The following is an 18,049-nucleotide window of genomic DNA, read 5'->3' on the forward strand; positions in this document are numbered from 1 at the left end:
AAGGATATTCGCCATGCGCCAAGCGCAATCGCTGCATTTTCTGACCCATGACGGGGTCGAGCTGCACTACCGTCACTGGCCTGCCACCCGCAACGAACACCAGCCACGCCGGGCGGTGGTGATGTTCCACCGTGGCCACGAGCACGGCGGGCGCATGGCCCACCTGGCCGACGAGCTGGACATGCCGGGCTACGACTTCTTCGCCTGGGACGCCCGTGGCCACGGCCAGTCGCCGGGGGCGCGCGGCGACAGCCCGGGCTTTGCCACCAGCGTGCGCGACGTGCAGACCTTCATCGAGCACCTGCAGGCGCAGCACGGCATCGCCGAGGCCGACATGGTGGTGCTGGCGCAGAGCGTCGGCGCGGTGCTGATCGCCACCTGGGCCCATGACTACGCGCCCAAGGTGCGCTGCCTGGTGCTGGCTTCGCCGGCGTTCAAGGTCAAGCTGTACGTGCCCTTCGCCCGCCCCGGGCTGAAGCTGCTCAAGGCCCTGCGCGGCAACTTCTTCGTCAACAGCTACGTCAAGCCGCGGCTGCTGACCCACGACCCCGAGCGGGTGATGTCGTACCTGGCCGACCCGCTGATCAGCCGGCCGATCTCGGTGACCATGCTGCTGGGCCTGTACGAGGCGGCCGACCGCGTGGTGGCCGACGCCCAGGCGATTCAGGTGCCGACGCAACTGTTGGTGTCTGGCGCCGACTTTGTGGTCGAGCGCGGCCCGCAGGAGCGCTTTTTCGAACGCCTGGGCAGCGCCCGCAAAGAGATGCATGTGCTGCCCGGGTTCTTCCACGACACCCTCGGCGAGCGCGACCGCGCCCATGCCCTGCGGCGCATCGAGCGCTTCGTCGGGCATTGCTTCGATGCACCTGTGGCGGCCCCCTCGCTGCTCGACGCCGACAAGGTCGGCGCCAGCTGCGCCGAGGCCGAGAGCCTGGCCGCAGCGCTGCCGCGCAACTCGCCGCGCGAGCTGTACTGGCGCGCCACCCGCGCCAGCCTGCAACTGGGCAAGGGGCTGTCCGAGGGAGTGAAGCTTGGCTTCGACACCGGCTTCGATTCCGGCTCCACCCTGGACTACGTGTACCGCAACCAGCCCACCGGCAAGGGCCGCCTGGGCGAGCTGATCGACCAGAACTACCTGAACGCCATCGGCTGGCGCGGCATTCGCCAGCGCAAGCTGAACGTCGAGGAACTGCTGCGCGAGGCCATCGCCCGCCTGCGCCAGCAGCAGCGCCCGGTGCGCATCGTCGATATCGCCGCCGGCCACGGCCGCTACATCCTCGAAGCGCTGCAGGGTATGGAACAGCTGCCGGACTCGATCCTGCTGCGCGACTACAGCGAGCTGAACGTGCAGCAAGGCAACGCACTGATCGATGAAAAAGGCCTGGGCGAGGTCGCCCGCTTTGTCCAGGGCGATGCCTTCGACCGGCAAAGCCTGGCCAGCCTCGACCCGCGCCCGACCCTCGCCGTGGTGTCCGGGCTGTACGAACTGTTCCCCAGCAACGAGCGGGTGGGCAACTCCCTGGCGGGCCTGGCCGAGGCTGTTGAAGAAGGCGGCTACCTGGTTTACACCGGCCAGCCGTGGCACCCGCAACTGGAGATGATCGCCCGGGCCCTGACCAGCCACCGCGGTGGCGAGGCCTGGGTGATGCGCCGGCGCAGCCAGGCCGAGATGGACCAGTTGGTGGCGGCGGCGGGCTTTCGCAAGGTTGCCCAGCGCATCGACGAGTGGGGCATCTTCAGCGTCAGCCTGGCCCAGCGGGTGCATTGATGGCCCGCGAAGCCGGGTTGATTCGCCGGGGCATCCTTTGGCTGTTGCTGCTCGGGCCGTTTTTCTTCCTCAGCTACGGCCTGAGCAACAGCTACACCGCCGGGCGCGACGATGTCGGCAGCCTGGTGTTCGCCTGGGAGCGGCACATGCCGCTGTGGCCGTGGACGATCATCCCGTACTGGTCCATCGACCTGTTGTATGGCTTGTCGTTCCTGCTGCCGCGCAGCCGCCGGGAAACGGACCGCCACGCCCTGGCGCTGCTCAGCGCTCAGCTGCTCAGCGTCTGCTGCTTCTTGCTCTGGCCGCTGCGCTTCACCTTCGAGCGCCCGGAACTGCACGGGGTGTTCGGCTGGCTGTTCGATGTGCTGATGGGCTTCGACAAGCCTTACAACCAGGCGCCGTCGTTGCACATTGCGCTGCTGGTGATCATCTGGACCATGTTCGCCCGGCATGTGCGCCAGCCGCTGTGGCGGTGGCTGGTGCATGGCTGGATGGGCCTGATCGGGGTGTCGGTGCTGACCACCTGGCAGCACCACTTCATCGACCTGCCCACCGGGGCGCTGGCCGGGCTGCTGTGCCTGTGGCTGTGGCCGCACGCAGGGCCTTTGCCCTGGCAGCAGGCGCATTGGGCGCGTGACCCACAGCGCTGGCGGCTGGCGTTGCGTTACGGGCTTGGGGCGCTGGTGCTTGCGCTGGTCGGCTTCGGGGCCGGGCATGCCGCGCTGTGGTTGCTGTGGCCGGCGCTTTCGCTGCTGCTGGTGGCGCTTAACTATGCGCTGTTCGAGGCGGGCGGGTTTCAGAAAGGTGCCGATGGGCAATTGTCGGTTGCGGCGCGCGGATTGCTGGCGCCGTACCTGCTGGGGGCTTGGGTGAATTCGCGGTTGTGGACCTGGCGGCGGTCGCAGGCGGATGAGGTATGTGAAGGGGTGTGTCTGGGGCGGGTACCGGGCAAAGGCGAGGCTTCGGAGTTTGTTGCAGTTGTGGATTTGAGTGCTGAGCTGGCCTGTACCGCCGCCATCGCGGGGCAAGCCCGCTCCCACGATGATCACCCCGCGATGGTCTACCAGTGCCTGCCATCGCTGGACCTGGTTGCGCCTGATCACCACACCCTGCAACAGGCTGCGCAAACCATCGAACACCTGCGCCAGCAAGGCCCGGTGCTGGTTTGCTGCGCCCTGGGCTACTCACGCAGCGCCAGCGCCGTTGCGGCCTGGCTGCTGGCCAGCGGGCGCTGCCAGAGCAGCGCCGAGGCCGAGGTACTGATCCGCAAGGCCCGCCCCAGCGTGGTCCTGCACCCGGCCCATCACCAGGTGCTGCAAGGGCTGGAGGCTCGCCCATGAACCTGTTCGTCACCGCCAGCCTGCTGGCCCGCGGCCGCCAGCTCGAACGCCTGTCGGACGGCATCACCTGGCTGGCCCTGGCCTGCAGCCTGGCGCCCTTGCTCGGCCTGCCACTGCCTGCGCTGCCACGCCTGCTGTGCGGGCTGCTGTTGCTGCTGGGCCTGGCCCACAAGTACTGGGCCGTGCGCGTGGCCCTGGATGCCGAACTGTTTGCCCGCCTGGCCAATAGCACCGATTTGGCTGCCGACACCCAGGCGCTGGACCACGCCCTGCACACACTGCACCTGAAACCCAAGGCCAGCGACAGCCGCGACTGGCCTGCCCGCAGCCAGGGCGCGCTGGCCTTGCTTCGCCGCCAGGCCCTGTGCCTGGCGGCGCAAGTACTGCTGATACTCACCCTCCCCTTCATTGGATAAGACCGATGCCATGCTTGCCAGCCTGACTGCCTTCGTCATCACCTCCGCCGCCCGCCTGATCACCGGCGCCCGCGCCCTGTGGTTGGGCTGCACGCCGCAGCCGGTGCAGCGCCTGTACTTCGCCAACCACAGCAGCCACGGCGACTTCGTGCTGCTGTGGGCGGCGCTGCCCGAGGCCCTGCGCCGCCACACCCGGCCGGTGGCCGGGGCCGACTACTGGTGCAAGCCGGGCATCCGCGACTTCATCATCCGCCGGGTGTTCAACGCGGTGCTGATCGACCGCCAGCGCCCGGCCGCCGAAGGCAACCCGCTGCAACCGGTGCTGGACGCCTTTGCCCAGGGCGATTCGCTGATCTTCTTCCCCGAGGGCACGCGCAACCTGGGTGACGAGCCGTTGCTGGCGTTCAAGAGCGGGCTGTTCCACCTGGCGGCGGCCAACCCGCAGGTGGAGCTGGTGCCGGTGTGGATCGCCAACCTCAACCGGGTGATGCCCAAGGGCCGCGCGCTGCCGCTGCCGCTGTTGTGCACCTTGAGCTTTGGCGAGCCGCTGCACCTGCAAGCGGACGAGAGCAAACACGCGTTTCTGGAGCGGGCCCGCCAGGCCCTGCTGAACCTGGCCCCGAAGGATGCCTGAGATGGATCACAACACCCTGTCCCTGTTCGCCGGCATCGGCGCCCTGCTGTTGCTGGCCAGCGTCATCGGCCGCCTGCTCAAGTGGCGCGCCGGCGCCGCGCCCCACGCAGTCATCGACAACCTCAACGCGCGCATCAACGCCTGGTGGGTGATGGTGCTGGTGATCGGCATCGCCTTCCTGTTCGGCAAGTACGGCGTGATCGTGTTGTTCTACGGCGTGTCGTTCTATGCCCTGCGCGAATTCATGACCCTCACCCCGACCCGGCGCAGCGACTACCCGGCGCTGGTGGCGGCGTTCTATGTAGCGCTGCCGGTGCAGTACCTGCTGATCGCCATGGACTGGTACGGGCTGTTCAGCATCTTCATCCCGGTTTACCTGTTCCTGCTGTTGCCGATTTTGGCCAGCTTCGGTGGCGACACCACGCGCTTTCTGGAGCGGGCGTCGAAGGTGCAGTGGGGGTTGATGATCGCGGTGTACTGCGTGTCGTCGGTGCCGGCGCTGATGACCCTGGATATCCCCGGCTTCGAGGGCCGCAACCTGCTGTTGATCGCCTGGCTGATCCTCGTGGTGCAGTTGTCCGACGTGCTGCAGTACGTGTGCGGCAAGCTGTTCGGCAAGCGCAAGGTGGCGCCCAACCTGTCGCCGTCCAAAACCCTCGAAGGCCTGCTGGGCGGTGTGGCCCTGGCGACGCTGATCGGCGCCATGCTGTGCTGGATTACCCCGTTCACCTTCTGGCAGGCGGCGCTGATGGCGCTGACGGTCAATGCCATGGGCTTCTTCGGCGGGCTGGTGATGTCGGCGATCAAGCGCGACCGCGGGGTGAAGGACTGGGGCCACATGATCGAGGGCCACGGCGGCATGCTCGACCGCATGGACTCGGTGTGCTTTGCAGCGCCGGTGTTCTTCCACTTCGTGCGCTACTGGTGGGCGTGAGTCGGTGCAAATACCTGCCAGCCATATCGTCCACCAGACCGAGCACTGGGTGGTCAACCACCACTTGAGCTCACGCCTGCCGGGCTACCTGATGCTCGGCTCGCGGGCGCCAGTGGCCAGCCTTGCGGACCTTCCGGGCGAAGCGCTGGCGCAGATGGGCCTGCTGATGGGCAAGCTGCAACGGGCCATGGACCTGGAACTGGCACCCAAGTGGCTGTACATCGGGCGCTATGGGCATGTGCCGGGGTGCCCGCTGCATTTTCATTTCATACCGGTTTACGACTGGGTCGAGGCGTTGTTCTGGCGCGACGAGCGCTACCGGGCGTTGCAGCGGTTCGGATCGATGGAAAAGGCGCTGTCGGCCACCGATGGGGCCGAGCTGACCTTGTTCGTCTGGCGGGAGTTTGGTGAGAGCCTGCAGCCACCCGAGGTACTGGGGAGGGGTATACCTGAGGTGATTGCTGCGCTGCGTGATCGGCTTTAGGTCGCTATCGCGGGGCAAGCCCGCTCCCACGTGCTTCGTGGGAGCAACTGTCTTGTGTTGCCCGCCCTGGCCTCATCGCCGGCAAGCCGGCTCCTACAGGTGCAGCGCTGGCCTGAGGGTTGTGCGATCCCTGTGGGAGCGGGCTTGCCCCGCGATGGCTTCACTTCAGGTACGAACGCAACAACGACGCCACCTTGTCGGCTTCTTCCTGGCGCTGCTCGGCGCTCATCCCGTCGGCTACCAGGTGTTCGCGGATATGCCCTTCCATCACCTCGGCCATCAGTCCGTTCACCGCGCCGCGCACGGCGGCGATCTGCTGCAGGATCGCCAGGCAGTCCTTGTCCTGCTCCAGCGCGGTCTCCAGGGCTGCGGCCTGGCCCTTGATCTTGCGCACCCGGGTCAGCAGTTGCTTCTTGCTCTTTTGGGTATGTGCCATTGTGCTTCCACCACCATAGGTATACTGGGGTATAGTATATTTCACGATCTTCCGGGAGCATGATAAACCATGACCACGCAAACCTCCGACCGCTGGCAACACAGCCATCAGTTTCACACCAGCAACCTGGGCGCCGAGCGCAAGACGCGCCTGGCGGTGTGGCTTACCGCGGTGATGATGGTCGCCGAGATCGCCGGCGGCTGGTTTTTCAATTCCATGGCCCTGCTCGCCGACGGCTGGCACATGAGCTCCCACGCCCTGGCGCTGGGCCTTTCGCTGCTGGCCTATGCCGCCGCGCGGCGCTACGCGCGGGACCGGCGCTTTGCCTTCGGCACCTGGAAGATCGAGATCCTCGGCGGCTACTCCAGCGCCCTGCTGCTGCTCGGCGTGGCCGGGCTGATGGCGTTCCAGTCGGTCGAGCGCTTGCTCAGCCCTGGCGCGATCCACTATGACGAAGCGATCTTCATCGCAGTGATCGGCCTGGGGGTGAACCTGCTGTGCGCCTGGCTGCTGCGTGGCGACCATCACCATCACGGCCACGATCATCACCACGACCATGGGCATTCACACCACCACGACCTGAACCTGCGCTCGGCCTACCTGCACGTGGTCGCCGACGCCGCCACCTCGGTACTGGCGATCGTCGCCCTGGTGGCCGGCAAGCTGTGGGGCGCCAGCTGGCTGGACCCGGTGATGGGCCTGGTGGGTGCGCTGCTGGTGGCGCTGTGGGCCCGTGGCCTGCTGCGCGACACCGGGCGGGTGCTGCTGGACGCCGAGATGGACGCGCCGGTGGTGGAGGAGATCCGCCAAGTGGTGGCGCAACTGCCGGTGCCGGCGAGCATCACCGACCTGCATGTGTGGCGCGTGGGCAAGGACCAGTACGCCTGCATCGTCAGCCTGGCCACCGCCGCAGCATTGAGCGCCGACAGCGTGCGCCAGGCGCTGGCGGTGCATGAGGAACTGGCCCATATCACCGTCGAGGTGAATGCCCTGGCATAGCGCGGGCAGACAGCTGGGCGTCGAGCCCAGGCAACTGCGGGGATGGCGATGGCCCTAAGGTGACGGGTCACATCACCTGTTGCCTGGAGCCACGCCATGTCCGATTTCATCACTGTCCTGCGCGAAACCTGCCCGACCCCGGTGGTCGACGCGACCAAGTGGAAGCGCATCGGCGGCGAGCCGCACACCGTCAACCTCAACGCCTACCTGTCGGCCGACGGCAGCAAGATCATGGGCACCTGGATCTGCACCCCGGGCAAGTTCGAGGTGAACTACGACAAGTGGGAGTTCTGCCACTTCCTCGAAGGCTACTGCATCATCACCCCGGAAGGTGAAGAGCCCAAGCACCTCAAAGGGGGCGATGTGTTCGTGATCGAACCGGGCATGAAAGGCACCTGGGAAGTGGTCGAAACGGTGCGCAAATATTTCGTGTTTGCCTGACTCCAAAGGCTGACGCACAACCTGTAGGAGCCGGCTTGCCGGCGATGAGGCCAGCCCAGGCGGCATACCTTGTGGTCGCCTGTTCCGGCCCTATCGCCGGCAAGCCGGCTCCTACAGTTACCACGCAGCCCTGATTTTCACGCGCAAAAAAAATCGCACCGCCAGCGCCACGTCCCCCAGGTGCGCAGTTACAGGGGGAAGCGGCACTGGCCATGCGATCAAGCCCACCTCTGGAATCAATCTTTCTTGCGGTAGCCCTCGACGATCGCCGAGAAGTCCTTGCCGCCTTCACCCCGCAAACTCATGGCCTGGTACAGCTGCTGGGCCACAGCGCCAAGGATCACCGGCTGGTGAGCCTGGCGCGCAGCTTCGGTGGCCAGCCCCAGGTCCTTGAGCATCAGCTCGGCGCCAAAGCCGCCGGTGTAGCCGCGCGAGGCCGGGGCGGTCTCGATGATGCCCGGCCACGGGTTGTAGGTGTCCGAACTCCAGCAGCGCCCGGTGGAGCTGTTGATGATGCCGGCCAGCACTTTCGTATCGATGCCCAGCGCGTTGCCCAGGGCCATGGCCTCGGACACGCCGATCATCGAGATGCCCAGCAGCAGGTTGTTGCAGATCTTGGCGATCTGCCCGGTGCCCACCTCGCCGCAATGCACGATGTTGCGGCCCATCTGTTCCAGTACCGGCTTGAGCGTTGCGAACAGCTCGGCGCTGGCACCGACCATGAAGGTCAGGGTGCCGGCGGCCGCGCCACCGGTGCCGCCGGATACCGGCGCGTCGCCCATGTCGATGCCTTTGGCTGCAGCGGCCTTGGATACGTCGCGTGCGGTCTGCGGGTCGATGGTGCTGCAGTCCACGGTCGGGGTGCCGGGGCGAATGCCGGCCAGCACGCCGCTGTCTTCGTCCAGGTACACGCTGCGCACATGGGCGGCAGCCGGCAGCATGGTGATCACCAGCTCGCTGCTGGCGGCGGCGTCTTTCGGCGAGCTACTGACCTGGGCGCCCAGCTCGGCGAGCTCGGCCAGCACGGTTTTGTTCAGGTCGAACAGGTTCAGCGAATGCCCGGCCTTGATCAGGTTGCGGGCCATGGGCGCGCCCATATTGCCCAGGCCGATGAATGCGATACGCATGGCGAACTCCTTTAGCGCAGGCTGATGGTGGTGTTCACACCATCATTGACGCTGTCATCGTCGAACCAGCGGGCGGTGACGGTCTTGGTCTGAGTGTAGAACTGCACCACTTGCTTGCCGTAAGGGCCGAGGTCGCCGAGCTTGGAGCCACGCGAGCCTGTGAAGCTGAAGAACGGTACCGGCACCGGGATCGGGATGTTGATGCCCACCTGGCCGATGTCGATCTCGCTCTGGAACTTGCGCGCCGCAGCGCCGCTCTGGGTGAACAGGCCGGTGCCGTTGCCGAACGGGTTGGCGTTGACCAGGGCGATGGCCTCATCGAGGGTGTCCACCTCAAGCGTTACCAGCACCGGGCCGAAGATTTCCTGGGTGTACACCTGCATGTCGGTGCGCACGCCGGAGAACAGCGTCGGGCCGACGAAGTTGCCTTGCTCATAGCCCGGCACCTTGACCTCGCGGCCGTCCAGTTCAAGCTTGGCGCCTTCCTTGATACCGCTTTCGATCAGCCCCAGCACACGTTCCTTGGCGCGCTTGGAGACCACCGGGCCAACATCGGTGCCCGGCTCGCAGCCGGCATTGACCTTGAGCTTGCTGGCGGCAGCCTTGATGTCTGGCAGCCATTCGCGGGCCTTGCCCACCAGCACCGCCACCGAGGTGGCCATGCAGCGCTGGCCGGCCGCACCGAAGGCGGCGCCGACCAGGGCGTTGATGGTTTGCACCCGGTTGGCGTCTGGCAACACCACGGCGTGGTTCTTGGCGCCCATCATCGACTGCACGCGCTTGCCGTGCTGGCTGCCCAGGTTGTAGACGTGGGTGCCGACTTCGGTGGAGCCGACGAACGAGATGGCCTTGATGTCCTGGTGGGTGCAAATGGCATCGACCACCTGCTTGCCACCGTGCACCACGTTGAGCACACCGGCCGGCACGCCGGCTTCGAGCGCCAGTTCCACCAGCATCATGGTCGACAGCGGGTCCTGCTCGGACGGCTTGAGCACGAAGGTGTTGCCGCAGACGATGGCCATGGGGAACATCCACAGCGGGATCATCGCCGGGAAGTTGAACGGGGTGATGCCGGCGCACACGCCGATGGGCTGGCGCAGGGTGTAGGTGTCGACGCCACCGGCGACGTTCTCGGCGAACTCGCCCATCTGCAAGGTGCCGATGGAGGCGGCGTGCTCGACCACTTCGAGGCCGCGGAAAATGTCGCCCTCGGCGTCGGCAATGGTCTTGCCCTGTTCGGCGCTTAGCGTGACGGCGATGCGCTTGCTGTGCTCGCGGATCAGCGCCTGCAGCTTGAGCATGATGCGCATGCGCGCACCGATGGGGGTGTCACGCCAGGTTTTGAAGGCGCGCTCGGCGGCGGCCACGGCGGCGTCCACTTCGTCTGCGGTGGCGAACGGCACCCGCGCCAGCACTTGCTGGGTGGCCGGGTTGACGATGTCGCGCCATTCGGTGGTTTTCGACTCGACCCAGTGGCCGTCGATGAGCAGTTTCACCTGCTCGACCTTGGTTTGGTCGGGGGTGTGCGGTGCGTTCATCTGCGCTCTCCTTGGAATTATTGTCGCAGCGATGATGCCGGCGCCCGGGGCGGACACGGGGTGGCGTACAGGGGCTGAGTTCGAGTATAGATGTGCAAACATCCAACAAGAATTAACAAAAAAACCGGATCATCATGCAAAAAGACCTCACCTCCCTGGGCGCGCTGAACTGGGACGACCTCAAGTTCTTTCTTGAGGTGGCGCGCACCCGCAAGGCCAGCAGCGCAGCCAAGCGCCTGGCCGTGGACTACACCACGGTGTCGCGGCGGATCAGTTCGCTGGAAGGGGCGCTGGGCACTTTACTGTTTGAAAAATCCCGCACCAACGGCTTCGTGCTGACCGCCGAAGGCCAGCGTTTGCTGGGTTACGCCGAGTCCATCGAGAGCACCCTGCACATGGCCTGCGAGCAGGTGTCAGGCTCGGGGGTGGCGCTGTCGGGGCATGTGCGCATGGGCTGCACCGAGGGGTTCGGCAGCTTTTTCGTTACCCCGCAACTGAGCCACTTCGTCGATGCCTGGCCGGCCATTTCGGTGGACATTCTGCCGTTGCCGCACTTCATCAGCCTGTCCAAGCGCGAGGCCGACATCGTCATTGCCCTGGAGCGGCCCGAGCATGGGCCCTATGTGTGCTGCAAGCTGTGCGACTACCGGCTGCGGCTGTATGCAACCCAGGGCTACCTGGACAACCATGCGCCGATCCATTCGGTGGCAGACCTGGCCAGCCACCCGTTCATCAGCTACGTGGACGACCTGGCGTTCAGCTCGGAGCTTTTGTACCTGGCCAACCTGATCCCCAACGCCCAGGCGCACCTGCGCAGCACCAGCGTGATTGCCCAGTACACGGCGGCGCTGCAGGGGCGCGGGCTGGCGATCCTGCCGTGTTTTCTGGCCGCGCAAGATGAGCGGCTGGTGACGGTGTTACCCGATGAAATCGAGGTGACGCGGCAGTTCTGGATGTACTGCCGGGAGGATTTGCGCAAGCTCAAGCGCATCACCCTGCTGTGGGATTACATCCGCGGGGTGACCGAGGCGAATGCGCCGTTGTTGATGGGTGAGACGCGCGAGATGAAGTTCGCCCAGGGTAAATCGACAATGAGTAAGGGTGCCTCATCCTACCCATCGCAAGGGGGCTGTGGCAACGCCTTGTGACAGGGGTTATGACATTACTTGTGACACGCCCTGACTCGTTCAGCTCTGCTCTACCATGGACAAGTTCGCGACGTTGAGTCAGCAATTGCCTGCAAGACCGATAGCTTGAGCATTGCTCCAGAAGCCCGGTGCAAGATTCGCTGATCAAGCGAATCGCTGGCCATGAAGACGGTGCCGTGACCTTCAGCATCTATGGCAGCCGAAGCCCGCTCAAGGCGATGAGGGAAGCGTTGATGCAGATAAAGGTGTAGCTCTCGCTCTCGGCCCCGAACGTGCTTGGAATCAGTGGCGTGTCTGTCGCTGATGACCAACTGCGTCGAGCTGGTAGTCAGTGACCGTCTGGAACAGCGAGTCAGCCAAAAGTCGCAGACGCTCGACTTCATCAGCAGGTGCACCAGCATCGTGTGCCTCGTGATACCGCCGCTGGGCATCTATTGCCTGACGAATCAATGCCTCTCCCGCAAGCGCCATCCCCTCAACAGTTCGCTTCACATCCAACTCCTTTGCTCGACCCACCCACATTATAAAGCTCCTACTCCCCCGGCTACGGCAAAGAGTCGGACGTTCGCCTCAGCGTGGCCTACACGGAACGTGTAAACCGTGAGTGGGTGCTTCGAACTTACGCAGGGTTCCTGACCGAGGCAGAGTTTGTAGCGATCCTGGACAACGGTAAGGACTTGTACTTCTTCGCAGATGATCTGCGAGAGCGCCTGCCAAAGTACGCTGAGTACCGGGCAGAACGTGAAGCGGAATATTTGGCTGAGATGCAACAGTACCTCAACGATATGTCCGAAGCCGCATAACAATAAAGGCGCCTGCCAAGCGGGCGCCACTAATGCCCCGGAGGGCACCAGATTTAATGAGTCATATAGTGACTGTTGTAAACAGTACCGATACACCGCTGACGATGAGCAGCCTTGAGATTGCTGATCTAACAGGAAAGAATCACGCAGACGTTATGCGTGACATTAAAAAGATGGTGAAGGCGCTTGGTGAAGGAGGAGACAGCAGATTTGCTGGCTCCTATGTGAGCGCCCAGAATAAGCAGCTCCCATGCTTCGATCTGCCACGCCGTGAGACTGACATTTTGCTCACTGGCTATAGCACGCCTATGCGGGCTGTGGTGATTGATCGTTGGCGTGAACTGGAGGCTCAAGTGGCTAAGCCAGTGGCCAACCTGAATGACCCTGCTGCTCTGCGTGGCTTGTTGCTGAGCTACACCGAACAGGTGATGAAGCTGGAGGCTAAGGTTGCGGAAGATGAACCGAAGGTCGATTACTACTCGCAAGTACGTGACGCCAAGAACACTCAAACAATTGGCGACTTCGCCAAAGTGCTTGGGTTTGGCCGGAACAAGTTGTTCAAGTGGCTTCGTGAACAGAACATTTTGATGGGCGACAACAAGCCGCAGCAGCGACACATCGATGAAGGTCACTTCCGCGTGCTGGACAAGACCCGGAAAGATGAAGACGGTAAGAAGTTCACCTACACCCAGACAGTACTGACGGGCAAGGGTAAGACTTACGTGCAGAAGCGCTTGAAGAAAGCGGGTAATCCAGACTTGGGTGAAGACGATTGATTGCCGGGTGGATCGCTGTATACCTTATCATCGCTGTAATTGTGGCGGGTTGGTTCATTGACGACATTAACGATGGTGATGATGTTTTGGCCAGCACTGGTGCTGGTGTATTTTGGCCACTGGTAATCATCGTTACCCTGTACTGGTGCTTGCTCAAGTGGGTATCAGGTAAGTTGAACTGCATTCGAGATAACATGGAACGTAAACATGATTGACTTCATCCTTGCCAAGTGGATGGCAATTGCCATCGCCTACGGCATCATCTACGCGGTATACGTGGTCTATGCCCTGTTCGCACTTCGCTTCGAACGTCAAGCTCAGGGACGCCGTGTAACAGATAGCGACTTCTATGAAGTCCTGGGTGAAGCCTTCATCGGCCCCATCCTGCTGCCATGCCGTGTTGTGAAGAACTTCTTCACGCTGATCAAGACTTCGATCTTGGCGATGGTTAACGCTGGGTTGCCGAAGGCTTGACTGCCCCGAAACATATCAACTACGCCGAGCAAATGTATCGTGCGTACTTTGAAGAGATAAAGTATATGCTGGAAGCTGAGTGCTATCCGCTGCCCCGCTGGGCAGATAAGCGACTTGAGGGTGAGTTGGAGTTGTACGCTCAGCTGCCTACGCCATATACCCTGACACCCACAACAAAGTAAATCTTAACTTCCACCGATTTAATGGTAATAACAAAAATCTCTTGACACTTTCGCGAGAGCTTATAGTATCGCCACACCTGCCCCACAGCAGGCACCATCAGCAACACCTCCACATATCAGACAATTACCTCATTTGTTCAGCCAACCCACTGAACAGAGCGGGTTTCATGCTGCTTGCGAAAGTGACCGACTTAAACAATCAGAGAGTCCGCAAGCAATCGAACCAAAGAGAAATACCATTATGTTACGCGCACTTTCACTGCAAGAACCATCGAATAAAGTACCTGACAGCCGCAATCTACCCGACCACGTCCACACGTCAAACATCGCGAACTACAGGGTAGACAAAAAGACGGGCGAAATTTACGGACAGTATATTAGAAGCACGAGCAAACCGACTCTTAAACTTGTGGGAGAACTCCCACATCAACCACCGCCTCCTACCTTCAGCCAACGCGACCTGACTTCCCCTACTTATGCCAACCCCGTAACAGCCGGTGAACTCTGCCCTCCCTCTATAGGCGAGTCCCAGAACGCTGCCACACCCACCTCCACCGGGACCAGACGAGGACCTAAACCCAAAGTTCGCCCCAATCCATTAGCCGACATAATCCAGCACGCAGTCAAAGAGAGAACCCACTGGATCGAGAACGCAATAATGGCTGGAGTATACATTACAGCAGGAAGCAGCAACGGCACACTCAACATCCGACCAACCTATGTTCGGCACGTAATCACCATGCCTGTAATATCAACGGAGAAGATTGCCCTTAACTCAGTCTTCCGCAACCACGACTATGAGACGATAAGTGACCGGTACACTCGCTATCTCGCATCAGCGGGCCGAGTGGCTGTTGGCCACATTGAGCGCTACCTTGAGCAACATCCCTACGAGCTGCAACGAATCAAAGACCGGATAGGTCTCGAAGACACTTGGGGTGAGAGTCTCGATCTCGATGAGACAGAGTACTCAGTAGAGCCAATCTGAGCCGCGAGTAATTACGGCAGGATATAATAAGGCAAGACCATCGGAGCAGAACATATAAGCTGACAGATCGCCAAATCAACGCTATAGCTCTCTATCGCTCCGTGGCGTCTACGCCACAACGAGACAACCTGTGCCTGAAGCACGACTAACAACTCTATTAAGCAGGGGAAAGAAGGGGCCACCCCTTCCCCGCCTCTAATCTTGATCTTAACTCTACAGGTATCTTGTGCACCAAGCCCATGATAACGGTACGTTACGCTTACAACCACAGTTAAACCTGAACAGTCTGGGGGCATTCGCTTCTACCCCCATCTTTATGACCACTATGCCGCGAGGAATCATATAGAGTTGCTAGATGTGCAGAGAGGTGTGGTGCACAACCACTCCACTGCTCCCAATAGAATATAGAAGACCATCACTCGTGACGAGGCTTCACACACTTACTTGCAGAGCTTAAGCCTCTGGTCGTTGGGGCTGCCCCCTGTCTATAGAGAGATATCGGAGCAACGAGTGAAAATAAAGTTGCTGAATGTATGTATTACCCCTTGACACCACACAGAACGTGGTAAAATTGGTACTAGTTGAGCAATTCAACCAAGCCCCCCTGTAATACCCATCTACTCAATCCCAAATGCCAGTACATCGTCAGGCTGGGCATGTTCCTGACTTGTACTCACCCTGTTCTTCAGTCCAGGGCATATGACTGATGCGGCATAGATAGACTAGCTGCACCGGCTTGATTAGGGTTTAAGCGCCCCATCATCAAGGTTACGCCCATGAGCCAGTGGGTGCAGCGGAACTGGCTACTCATCCATATATCTGCCCGCAACGGGTGGTTAAGTGCTAGCCCATAGCACACCTCATCCTAGAGCCGTTAGTGAAACTGGCCCGAAGCTCATATCGAGAACGGGCCTTTTTCATGCTCGAACGGAATCAACATACATACAGGAATTATACATGGCGAAACAACGCCCATTACGCCTGCGAACTTGCTTATCCTGTGGACGTAGGTTCTACAGCCGCAGCAACCAGAGTCAATATTGCTGCGTCGCACACCAAGTTAAAGAGTGGCGAGCACGCAACAGAGCCACACAGGAAGAACTTGAGAAGTCCTTCAAAGAGCAAGAGTCAGCAAACAACAATCAACCAACACCGGAACCACACAATGCCGAACAACAACATTTACCTTGAAGCCCGCAAGTCAGACGGGGCGATCCTGAGCTACTTTATCGAGTGCCCAGAAACGGTATCCACAACGGTGGACTATGTACAGGCAACTCAAGATGAGCTGACGTACCTCTCAGCCCTAGAGGATCACGTGTTTCCAGCTGGAACCGTGGCTAGCCTCGATGACCTGTACGCCCATCGGAAACGGGTTCAAGAAGCGAAAGCAACTAAGGCAGCTCAAGATATCGAGACAGCACGCAACATTGCTCAAAAGCTGTCAAAGAGCGTGAGCAAACCCACCAACTCAAACGTATACAAAGAAGACTCACCAATCAAAGCAAGCGTGAAAGAGTTCTTAAGAAAGTACCAGGCCAACAAGAGAAGATAAATATGATTAACACCACCTACCCCTACGGAACTCTCGTAGTAGAGTTCTTCAAGCACGACCCCGATGCACTGAAGGCGCTAATCGACCAGCGCACAGTTCAGTACTTCCGCCACTCTGAGTCACCAGCCTATCCACAGCTAGGCGCTCATGTTGATTTCTTCAGCGATAAGCCACTGACCCCGGCCCTAAACGAACTGCTGGAATGGACGAGTAAAGGCTACGGGGTTGCAGCTGCGGTACACCAGCCCCTTTACCTCAAAGTCCAGCTCAGGAAGCCTCAAGACCTGATTGACTCTGACCTTGCCATTCTTACAGCTGAAGTGGAGGCGGCATATGCCGAAAGCCGCTATGCCCGCAACATCGCAGAGCACGTCCGCCAAGTAGACATCACCTTGGCCCGTGAAACTCGTGAGCGTGAGGCCGCAGCCGCTAAAGCCCTCGCAGAGCAACTTGAAGCAGCACGACAGAGAGCCAACGCTGACCTGATCGCTGCCTACGCAAAGCCGGTGAAACCAAAGGCCAAGGCTGACCCCATTGCAGAAGAGATTGCAGCGTGATCGGTAAATATGAACACCAGCGGGCGTTGAGGATCACCCTTGACCTCGCTGATTACGACGAACTTAACCGGCAAGCCCGCAAGCACAAGAAGCCACTCAGAGAGTTTGTTGCTTGGATGCTAGCCTGCTACACCAACTCCACACGACAAGAAAATCAAGCAAGGGCGGAATAACGCCCTTTACATTAGACAAACAATATGCCATTTGGACTTCAAACTTTTGACTCTAACGGTGTGCTGATGCTTGACGCCACACATCGTATCGGCAGGATCGTCACCTCATTTGAAAGCGGTGCTACTAACTCATCTCGCACTATTCCCGAACTTCAAGATGCTGGCACACCTTTCTTCCAGATCACCACCGATGCCGATTACTTCGCTGAGTACTTTGCGTACCCGGACGTCACCATCACTGGAACGACAGTCTCCTGGGCGTTCCTGGACTATCAGATCCCCATTTCGCCGTTTGGACTAGCCCCACGGCGCAGCGTCGTCATTAATGTGGGTGTGTACTGATGCAAGCCGGATTCACGCTATTCATGGATGACGGCATCATGCAGATCGACTCGAACTTCAAGACAGTCGCTCCAGCATTTAGACTGACGTACGCCGGACCTTACACCAGCAGCAACACTGCTTTCGTTGGGACGTGGTATCACTTCACGGTCACCATCCCCCTCGAAACGAAGTACCTGTTCTTCGCATCCCCCGTTGAGCGAAGCATCGCCCTTATCAAGAAGGCCGGCACCTCTCACACCTTCGTGACGAGTACCCCGGGAGCGATCGAAATCTACGGCTTCAAGGACTCTCCAGCTCAAGATTCTGGCAGCGGGTCCGGGCTACAGCTTTTCGATGAGAACGGCGTCCTCACGTTCGACTCCGAAAGCAACTTCATGAAGGTGGTCGATGCCTTCACCGTCCCAACGAGCGGGCTGGCGATCAAGCCGTGGCCAGATCCCACCCGCAATTACGCAATAGGGCTGGGTGTCTACGCCAAATGCTGGCGTGGAGCAATGCAGGCGGGCTTACCATGGGGAGTCCTAATGAGTTACGCCATTCGCGTGGGCCCCTCAGCTGGTGGCGGGGGCTTCACCGGCATTTCATCCCGACTTTGGGGCGGCGGCGGAGATGCTCCACCTGGAAATACACCACAAGCCGCTCCACCTACTGCCATGATCGTTGATGTAACAGGGCTGTGAGCGAGCCATCCAACTAGCTATCACAGCCCAGATACTCATTGAGCCCGAGCTAAGTTGGTGAGTTTTCGACATGGCAAAAAGTGCAAGTTATCGAGTTTCCAGAAATAGAAAGACAGACAAGTTATTTATCCAACCAAAGCAAGTTGTCGAGTTTTCACCGCATCGTGAAATAGGCTTTTAACTCGAAGTCGAACAGCAATTACCTAGACTCCAAAAAAATAGCCAAACACCATGTTCCGCGCCCCAAAAAA

At 60.7% G+C, this 18,049-nt stretch carries 18 protein-coding genes and 1 pseudogene; 15 read left to right on the top strand and 4 right to left on the bottom strand.

Going from position 1 to position 18,049, the window contains the following annotated elements:
* Positions 1–13 precede the first annotated feature (13 nt).
* From ACI2KK_RS16330 to ACI2KK_RS16355, 6 genes are read left to right on the top strand one after another with little or no spacing between them, the layout of a single operon-like run.
* Entirely contained in the window at positions 14–1,768 is a 1,755-nt protein-coding gene (locus ACI2KK_RS16330; protein ID WP_404669643.1) for a bifunctional alpha/beta hydrolase/class I SAM-dependent methyltransferase, read from the top strand.
* The gene (locus tag ACI2KK_RS16335) at positions 1,768–3,108 is read left to right on the top strand and encodes a phosphatase PAP2/dual specificity phosphatase family protein (RefSeq protein WP_404669644.1); all 1,341 of its coding nucleotides are present in this window, start codon (positions 1,768–1,770) and stop codon (positions 3,106–3,108) included. Before ACI2KK_RS16330 ends, ACI2KK_RS16335 begins: the two co-directional genes overlap by 1 nt.
* Entirely contained in the window at positions 3,105–3,524 is a 420-nt protein-coding gene (locus ACI2KK_RS16340; RefSeq protein ID WP_404669645.1) for a hypothetical protein, read from the top strand. Before ACI2KK_RS16335 ends, ACI2KK_RS16340 begins: the two co-directional genes overlap by 4 nt.
* Before the next feature lie 10 nt (positions 3,525–3,534).
* Entirely contained in the window at positions 3,535–4,158 is a 624-nt protein-coding gene (locus ACI2KK_RS16345) for a lysophospholipid acyltransferase family protein (protein ID WP_404669646.1), read from the top strand.
* Between the two features lies 1 nt (position 4,159).
* Complete coding sequence (locus ACI2KK_RS16350; RefSeq protein WP_404669647.1) at positions 4,160–5,092, top strand: phosphatidate cytidylyltransferase; 933 nt, start codon at positions 4,160–4,162, stop codon at positions 5,090–5,092.
* Positions 5,093–5,096: 4 nt separating this feature from the next.
* Positions 5,097–5,576, top strand: coding sequence for an HIT family protein (locus ACI2KK_RS16355; protein ID WP_404669648.1), 480 nt, complete (start codon positions 5,097–5,099; stop codon positions 5,574–5,576).
* A gap of 160 nt (positions 5,577–5,736) precedes the next feature.
* Here ACI2KK_RS16355 and ACI2KK_RS16360 read toward each other — a convergent pair whose 3' ends face one another.
* Positions 5,737–6,012, bottom strand: coding sequence for a metal/formaldehyde-sensitive transcriptional repressor (locus ACI2KK_RS16360; protein ID WP_404669649.1), 276 nt, complete (start codon positions 6,010–6,012; stop codon positions 5,737–5,739).
* A 69-nt stretch (positions 6,013–6,081) separates the two neighbouring features.
* On the opposite strand from ACI2KK_RS16360, the gene dmeF reads away from it, so the two are divergent.
* Positions 6,082–7,011: a CDF family Co(II)/Ni(II) efflux transporter DmeF gene (dmeF, locus tag ACI2KK_RS16365; protein WP_404669650.1), complete on the top strand. Its 930-nt coding sequence runs from the start codon at positions 6,082–6,084 to the stop codon at positions 7,009–7,011.
* A 96-nt stretch (positions 7,012–7,107) separates the two neighbouring features.
* On the top strand, positions 7,108–7,452 hold the full coding sequence (locus tag ACI2KK_RS16370) for a cupin domain-containing protein (protein WP_038411964.1): 345 nt from the start codon (positions 7,108–7,110) through the stop codon (positions 7,450–7,452).
* 236 nt (positions 7,453–7,688) lie between these two features.
* Here the strand turns inward: ACI2KK_RS16370 and mmsB are convergent, their stop codons facing one another.
* Together mmsB and ACI2KK_RS16380 are read right to left on the bottom strand one after the other, a co-directional pair.
* Positions 7,689–8,579: a 3-hydroxyisobutyrate dehydrogenase gene (gene mmsB, locus ACI2KK_RS16375; protein ID WP_404669651.1), complete on the bottom strand. Its 891-nt coding sequence runs from the start codon at positions 8,577–8,579 to the stop codon at positions 7,689–7,691.
* Between the two features lie 11 nt (positions 8,580–8,590).
* On the bottom strand, positions 8,591–10,117 hold the full coding sequence (locus ACI2KK_RS16380; RefSeq protein ID WP_404669652.1) for a CoA-acylating methylmalonate-semialdehyde dehydrogenase: 1,527 nt from the start codon (positions 10,115–10,117) through the stop codon (positions 8,591–8,593).
* 134 nt (positions 10,118–10,251) lie between these two features.
* Between ACI2KK_RS16380 and ACI2KK_RS16385 the strand changes: the two are divergent.
* Positions 10,252–11,193, top strand: a pseudogene (locus tag ACI2KK_RS16385) (LysR family transcriptional regulator); the annotation flags it as partial.
* 354 nt (positions 11,194–11,547) lie between these two features.
* Here the strand turns inward: ACI2KK_RS16385 and ACI2KK_RS16390 are convergent.
* Complete coding sequence (locus tag ACI2KK_RS16390; RefSeq protein WP_404669671.1) at positions 11,548–11,736, bottom strand: hypothetical protein; 189 nt, start codon at positions 11,734–11,736, stop codon at positions 11,548–11,550.
* A gap of 400 nt (positions 11,737–12,136) precedes the next feature.
* Between ACI2KK_RS16390 and ACI2KK_RS16395 the strand changes: the two genes are divergently transcribed.
* From ACI2KK_RS16395 to ACI2KK_RS16420, 6 genes are all read left to right on the top strand, one after another.
* Entirely contained in the window at positions 12,137–12,844 is a 708-nt protein-coding gene (locus tag ACI2KK_RS16395; protein ID WP_404669653.1) for a phage antirepressor KilAC domain-containing protein, read from the top strand.
* 207 nt (positions 12,845–13,051) lie between these two features.
* Positions 13,052–13,318 (top strand): hypothetical protein, encoded by a 267-nt coding sequence (locus tag ACI2KK_RS16400; RefSeq protein WP_404669654.1) that lies wholly within the window; start codon positions 13,052–13,054, stop codon positions 13,316–13,318.
* A gap of 2,335 nt (positions 13,319–15,653) precedes the next feature.
* Entirely contained in the window at positions 15,654–16,043 is a 390-nt protein-coding gene (locus ACI2KK_RS16405; protein WP_404669655.1) for a hypothetical protein, read from the top strand.
* Positions 16,044–16,045: 2 nt separating this feature from the next.
* Complete coding sequence (locus tag ACI2KK_RS16410) at positions 16,046–16,600, top strand: hypothetical protein (protein WP_404669656.1); 555 nt, start codon at positions 16,046–16,048, stop codon at positions 16,598–16,600.
* A 239-nt stretch (positions 16,601–16,839) separates the two neighbouring features.
* Entirely contained in the window at positions 16,840–17,115 is a 276-nt protein-coding gene (locus ACI2KK_RS16415; RefSeq protein ID WP_404669657.1) for a hypothetical protein, read from the top strand.
* Entirely contained in the window at positions 17,115–17,798 is a 684-nt protein-coding gene (locus tag ACI2KK_RS16420) for a hypothetical protein (protein ID WP_404669658.1), read from the top strand. The genes ACI2KK_RS16415 and ACI2KK_RS16420 overlap by 1 nt, the downstream gene beginning before the upstream one ends.
* Positions 17,799–18,049 lie beyond the last annotated feature (251 nt).

Source organism: Pseudomonas sp. NPDC089406 (assembly GCF_044900265.1).
In the GTDB taxonomy this organism is placed as follows: Bacteria; Pseudomonadota; Gammaproteobacteria; order Pseudomonadales; family Pseudomonadaceae; genus Aquipseudomonas; species Aquipseudomonas fakonensis.

Excerpts from the sequence above, each read along its gene's own strand:
- ACI2KK_RS16415 (WP_404669657.1), top strand. The coding sequence starts at position 16,840 with ATGCTTGACGCCACACATCGTATCGGCAGGATCGTCACCTCATTTGAA.
- dmeF (WP_404669650.1), top strand. The coding sequence starts at position 6,082 with ATGACCACGCAAACCTCCGACCGCTGGCAACACAGCCATCAGTTTCAC.
- ACI2KK_RS16340 (WP_404669645.1), top strand. The coding sequence starts at position 3,105 with ATGAACCTGTTCGTCACCGCCAGCCTGCTGGCCCGCGGCCGCCAGCTC.
- ACI2KK_RS16380 (WP_404669652.1), bottom strand. The coding sequence starts at position 10,117 with ATGAACGCACCGCACACCCCCGACCAAACCAAGGTCGAGCAGGTGAAA.
- ACI2KK_RS16390 (WP_404669671.1), bottom strand. The coding sequence starts at position 11,736 with ATGGCGCTTGCGGGAGAGGCATTGATTCGTCAGGCAATAGATGCCCAG.
- ACI2KK_RS16330 (WP_404669643.1), top strand. The coding sequence starts at position 14 with ATGCGCCAAGCGCAATCGCTGCATTTTCTGACCCATGACGGGGTCGAG.
- ACI2KK_RS16400 (WP_404669654.1), top strand. The coding sequence starts at position 13,052 with ATGATTGACTTCATCCTTGCCAAGTGGATGGCAATTGCCATCGCCTAC.
- ACI2KK_RS16350 (WP_404669647.1), top strand. The coding sequence starts at position 4,160 with ATGGATCACAACACCCTGTCCCTGTTCGCCGGCATCGGCGCCCTGCTG.
- ACI2KK_RS16360 (WP_404669649.1), bottom strand. The coding sequence starts at position 6,012 with ATGGCACATACCCAAAAGAGCAAGAAGCAACTGCTGACCCGGGTGCGC.
- ACI2KK_RS16335 (WP_404669644.1), top strand. The coding sequence starts at position 1,768 with ATGGCCCGCGAAGCCGGGTTGATTCGCCGGGGCATCCTTTGGCTGTTG.
- ACI2KK_RS16410 (WP_404669656.1), top strand. The coding sequence starts at position 16,046 with ATGATTAACACCACCTACCCCTACGGAACTCTCGTAGTAGAGTTCTTC.
- ACI2KK_RS16405 (WP_404669655.1), top strand. The coding sequence starts at position 15,654 with ATGCCGAACAACAACATTTACCTTGAAGCCCGCAAGTCAGACGGGGCG.
- ACI2KK_RS16370 (WP_038411964.1), top strand. The coding sequence starts at position 7,108 with ATGTCCGATTTCATCACTGTCCTGCGCGAAACCTGCCCGACCCCGGTG.
- ACI2KK_RS16420 (WP_404669658.1), top strand. The coding sequence starts at position 17,115 with ATGCAAGCCGGATTCACGCTATTCATGGATGACGGCATCATGCAGATC.
- mmsB (WP_404669651.1), bottom strand. The coding sequence starts at position 8,579 with ATGCGTATCGCATTCATCGGCCTGGGCAATATGGGCGCGCCCATGGCC.
- ACI2KK_RS16345 (WP_404669646.1), top strand. The coding sequence starts at position 3,535 with ATGCTTGCCAGCCTGACTGCCTTCGTCATCACCTCCGCCGCCCGCCTG.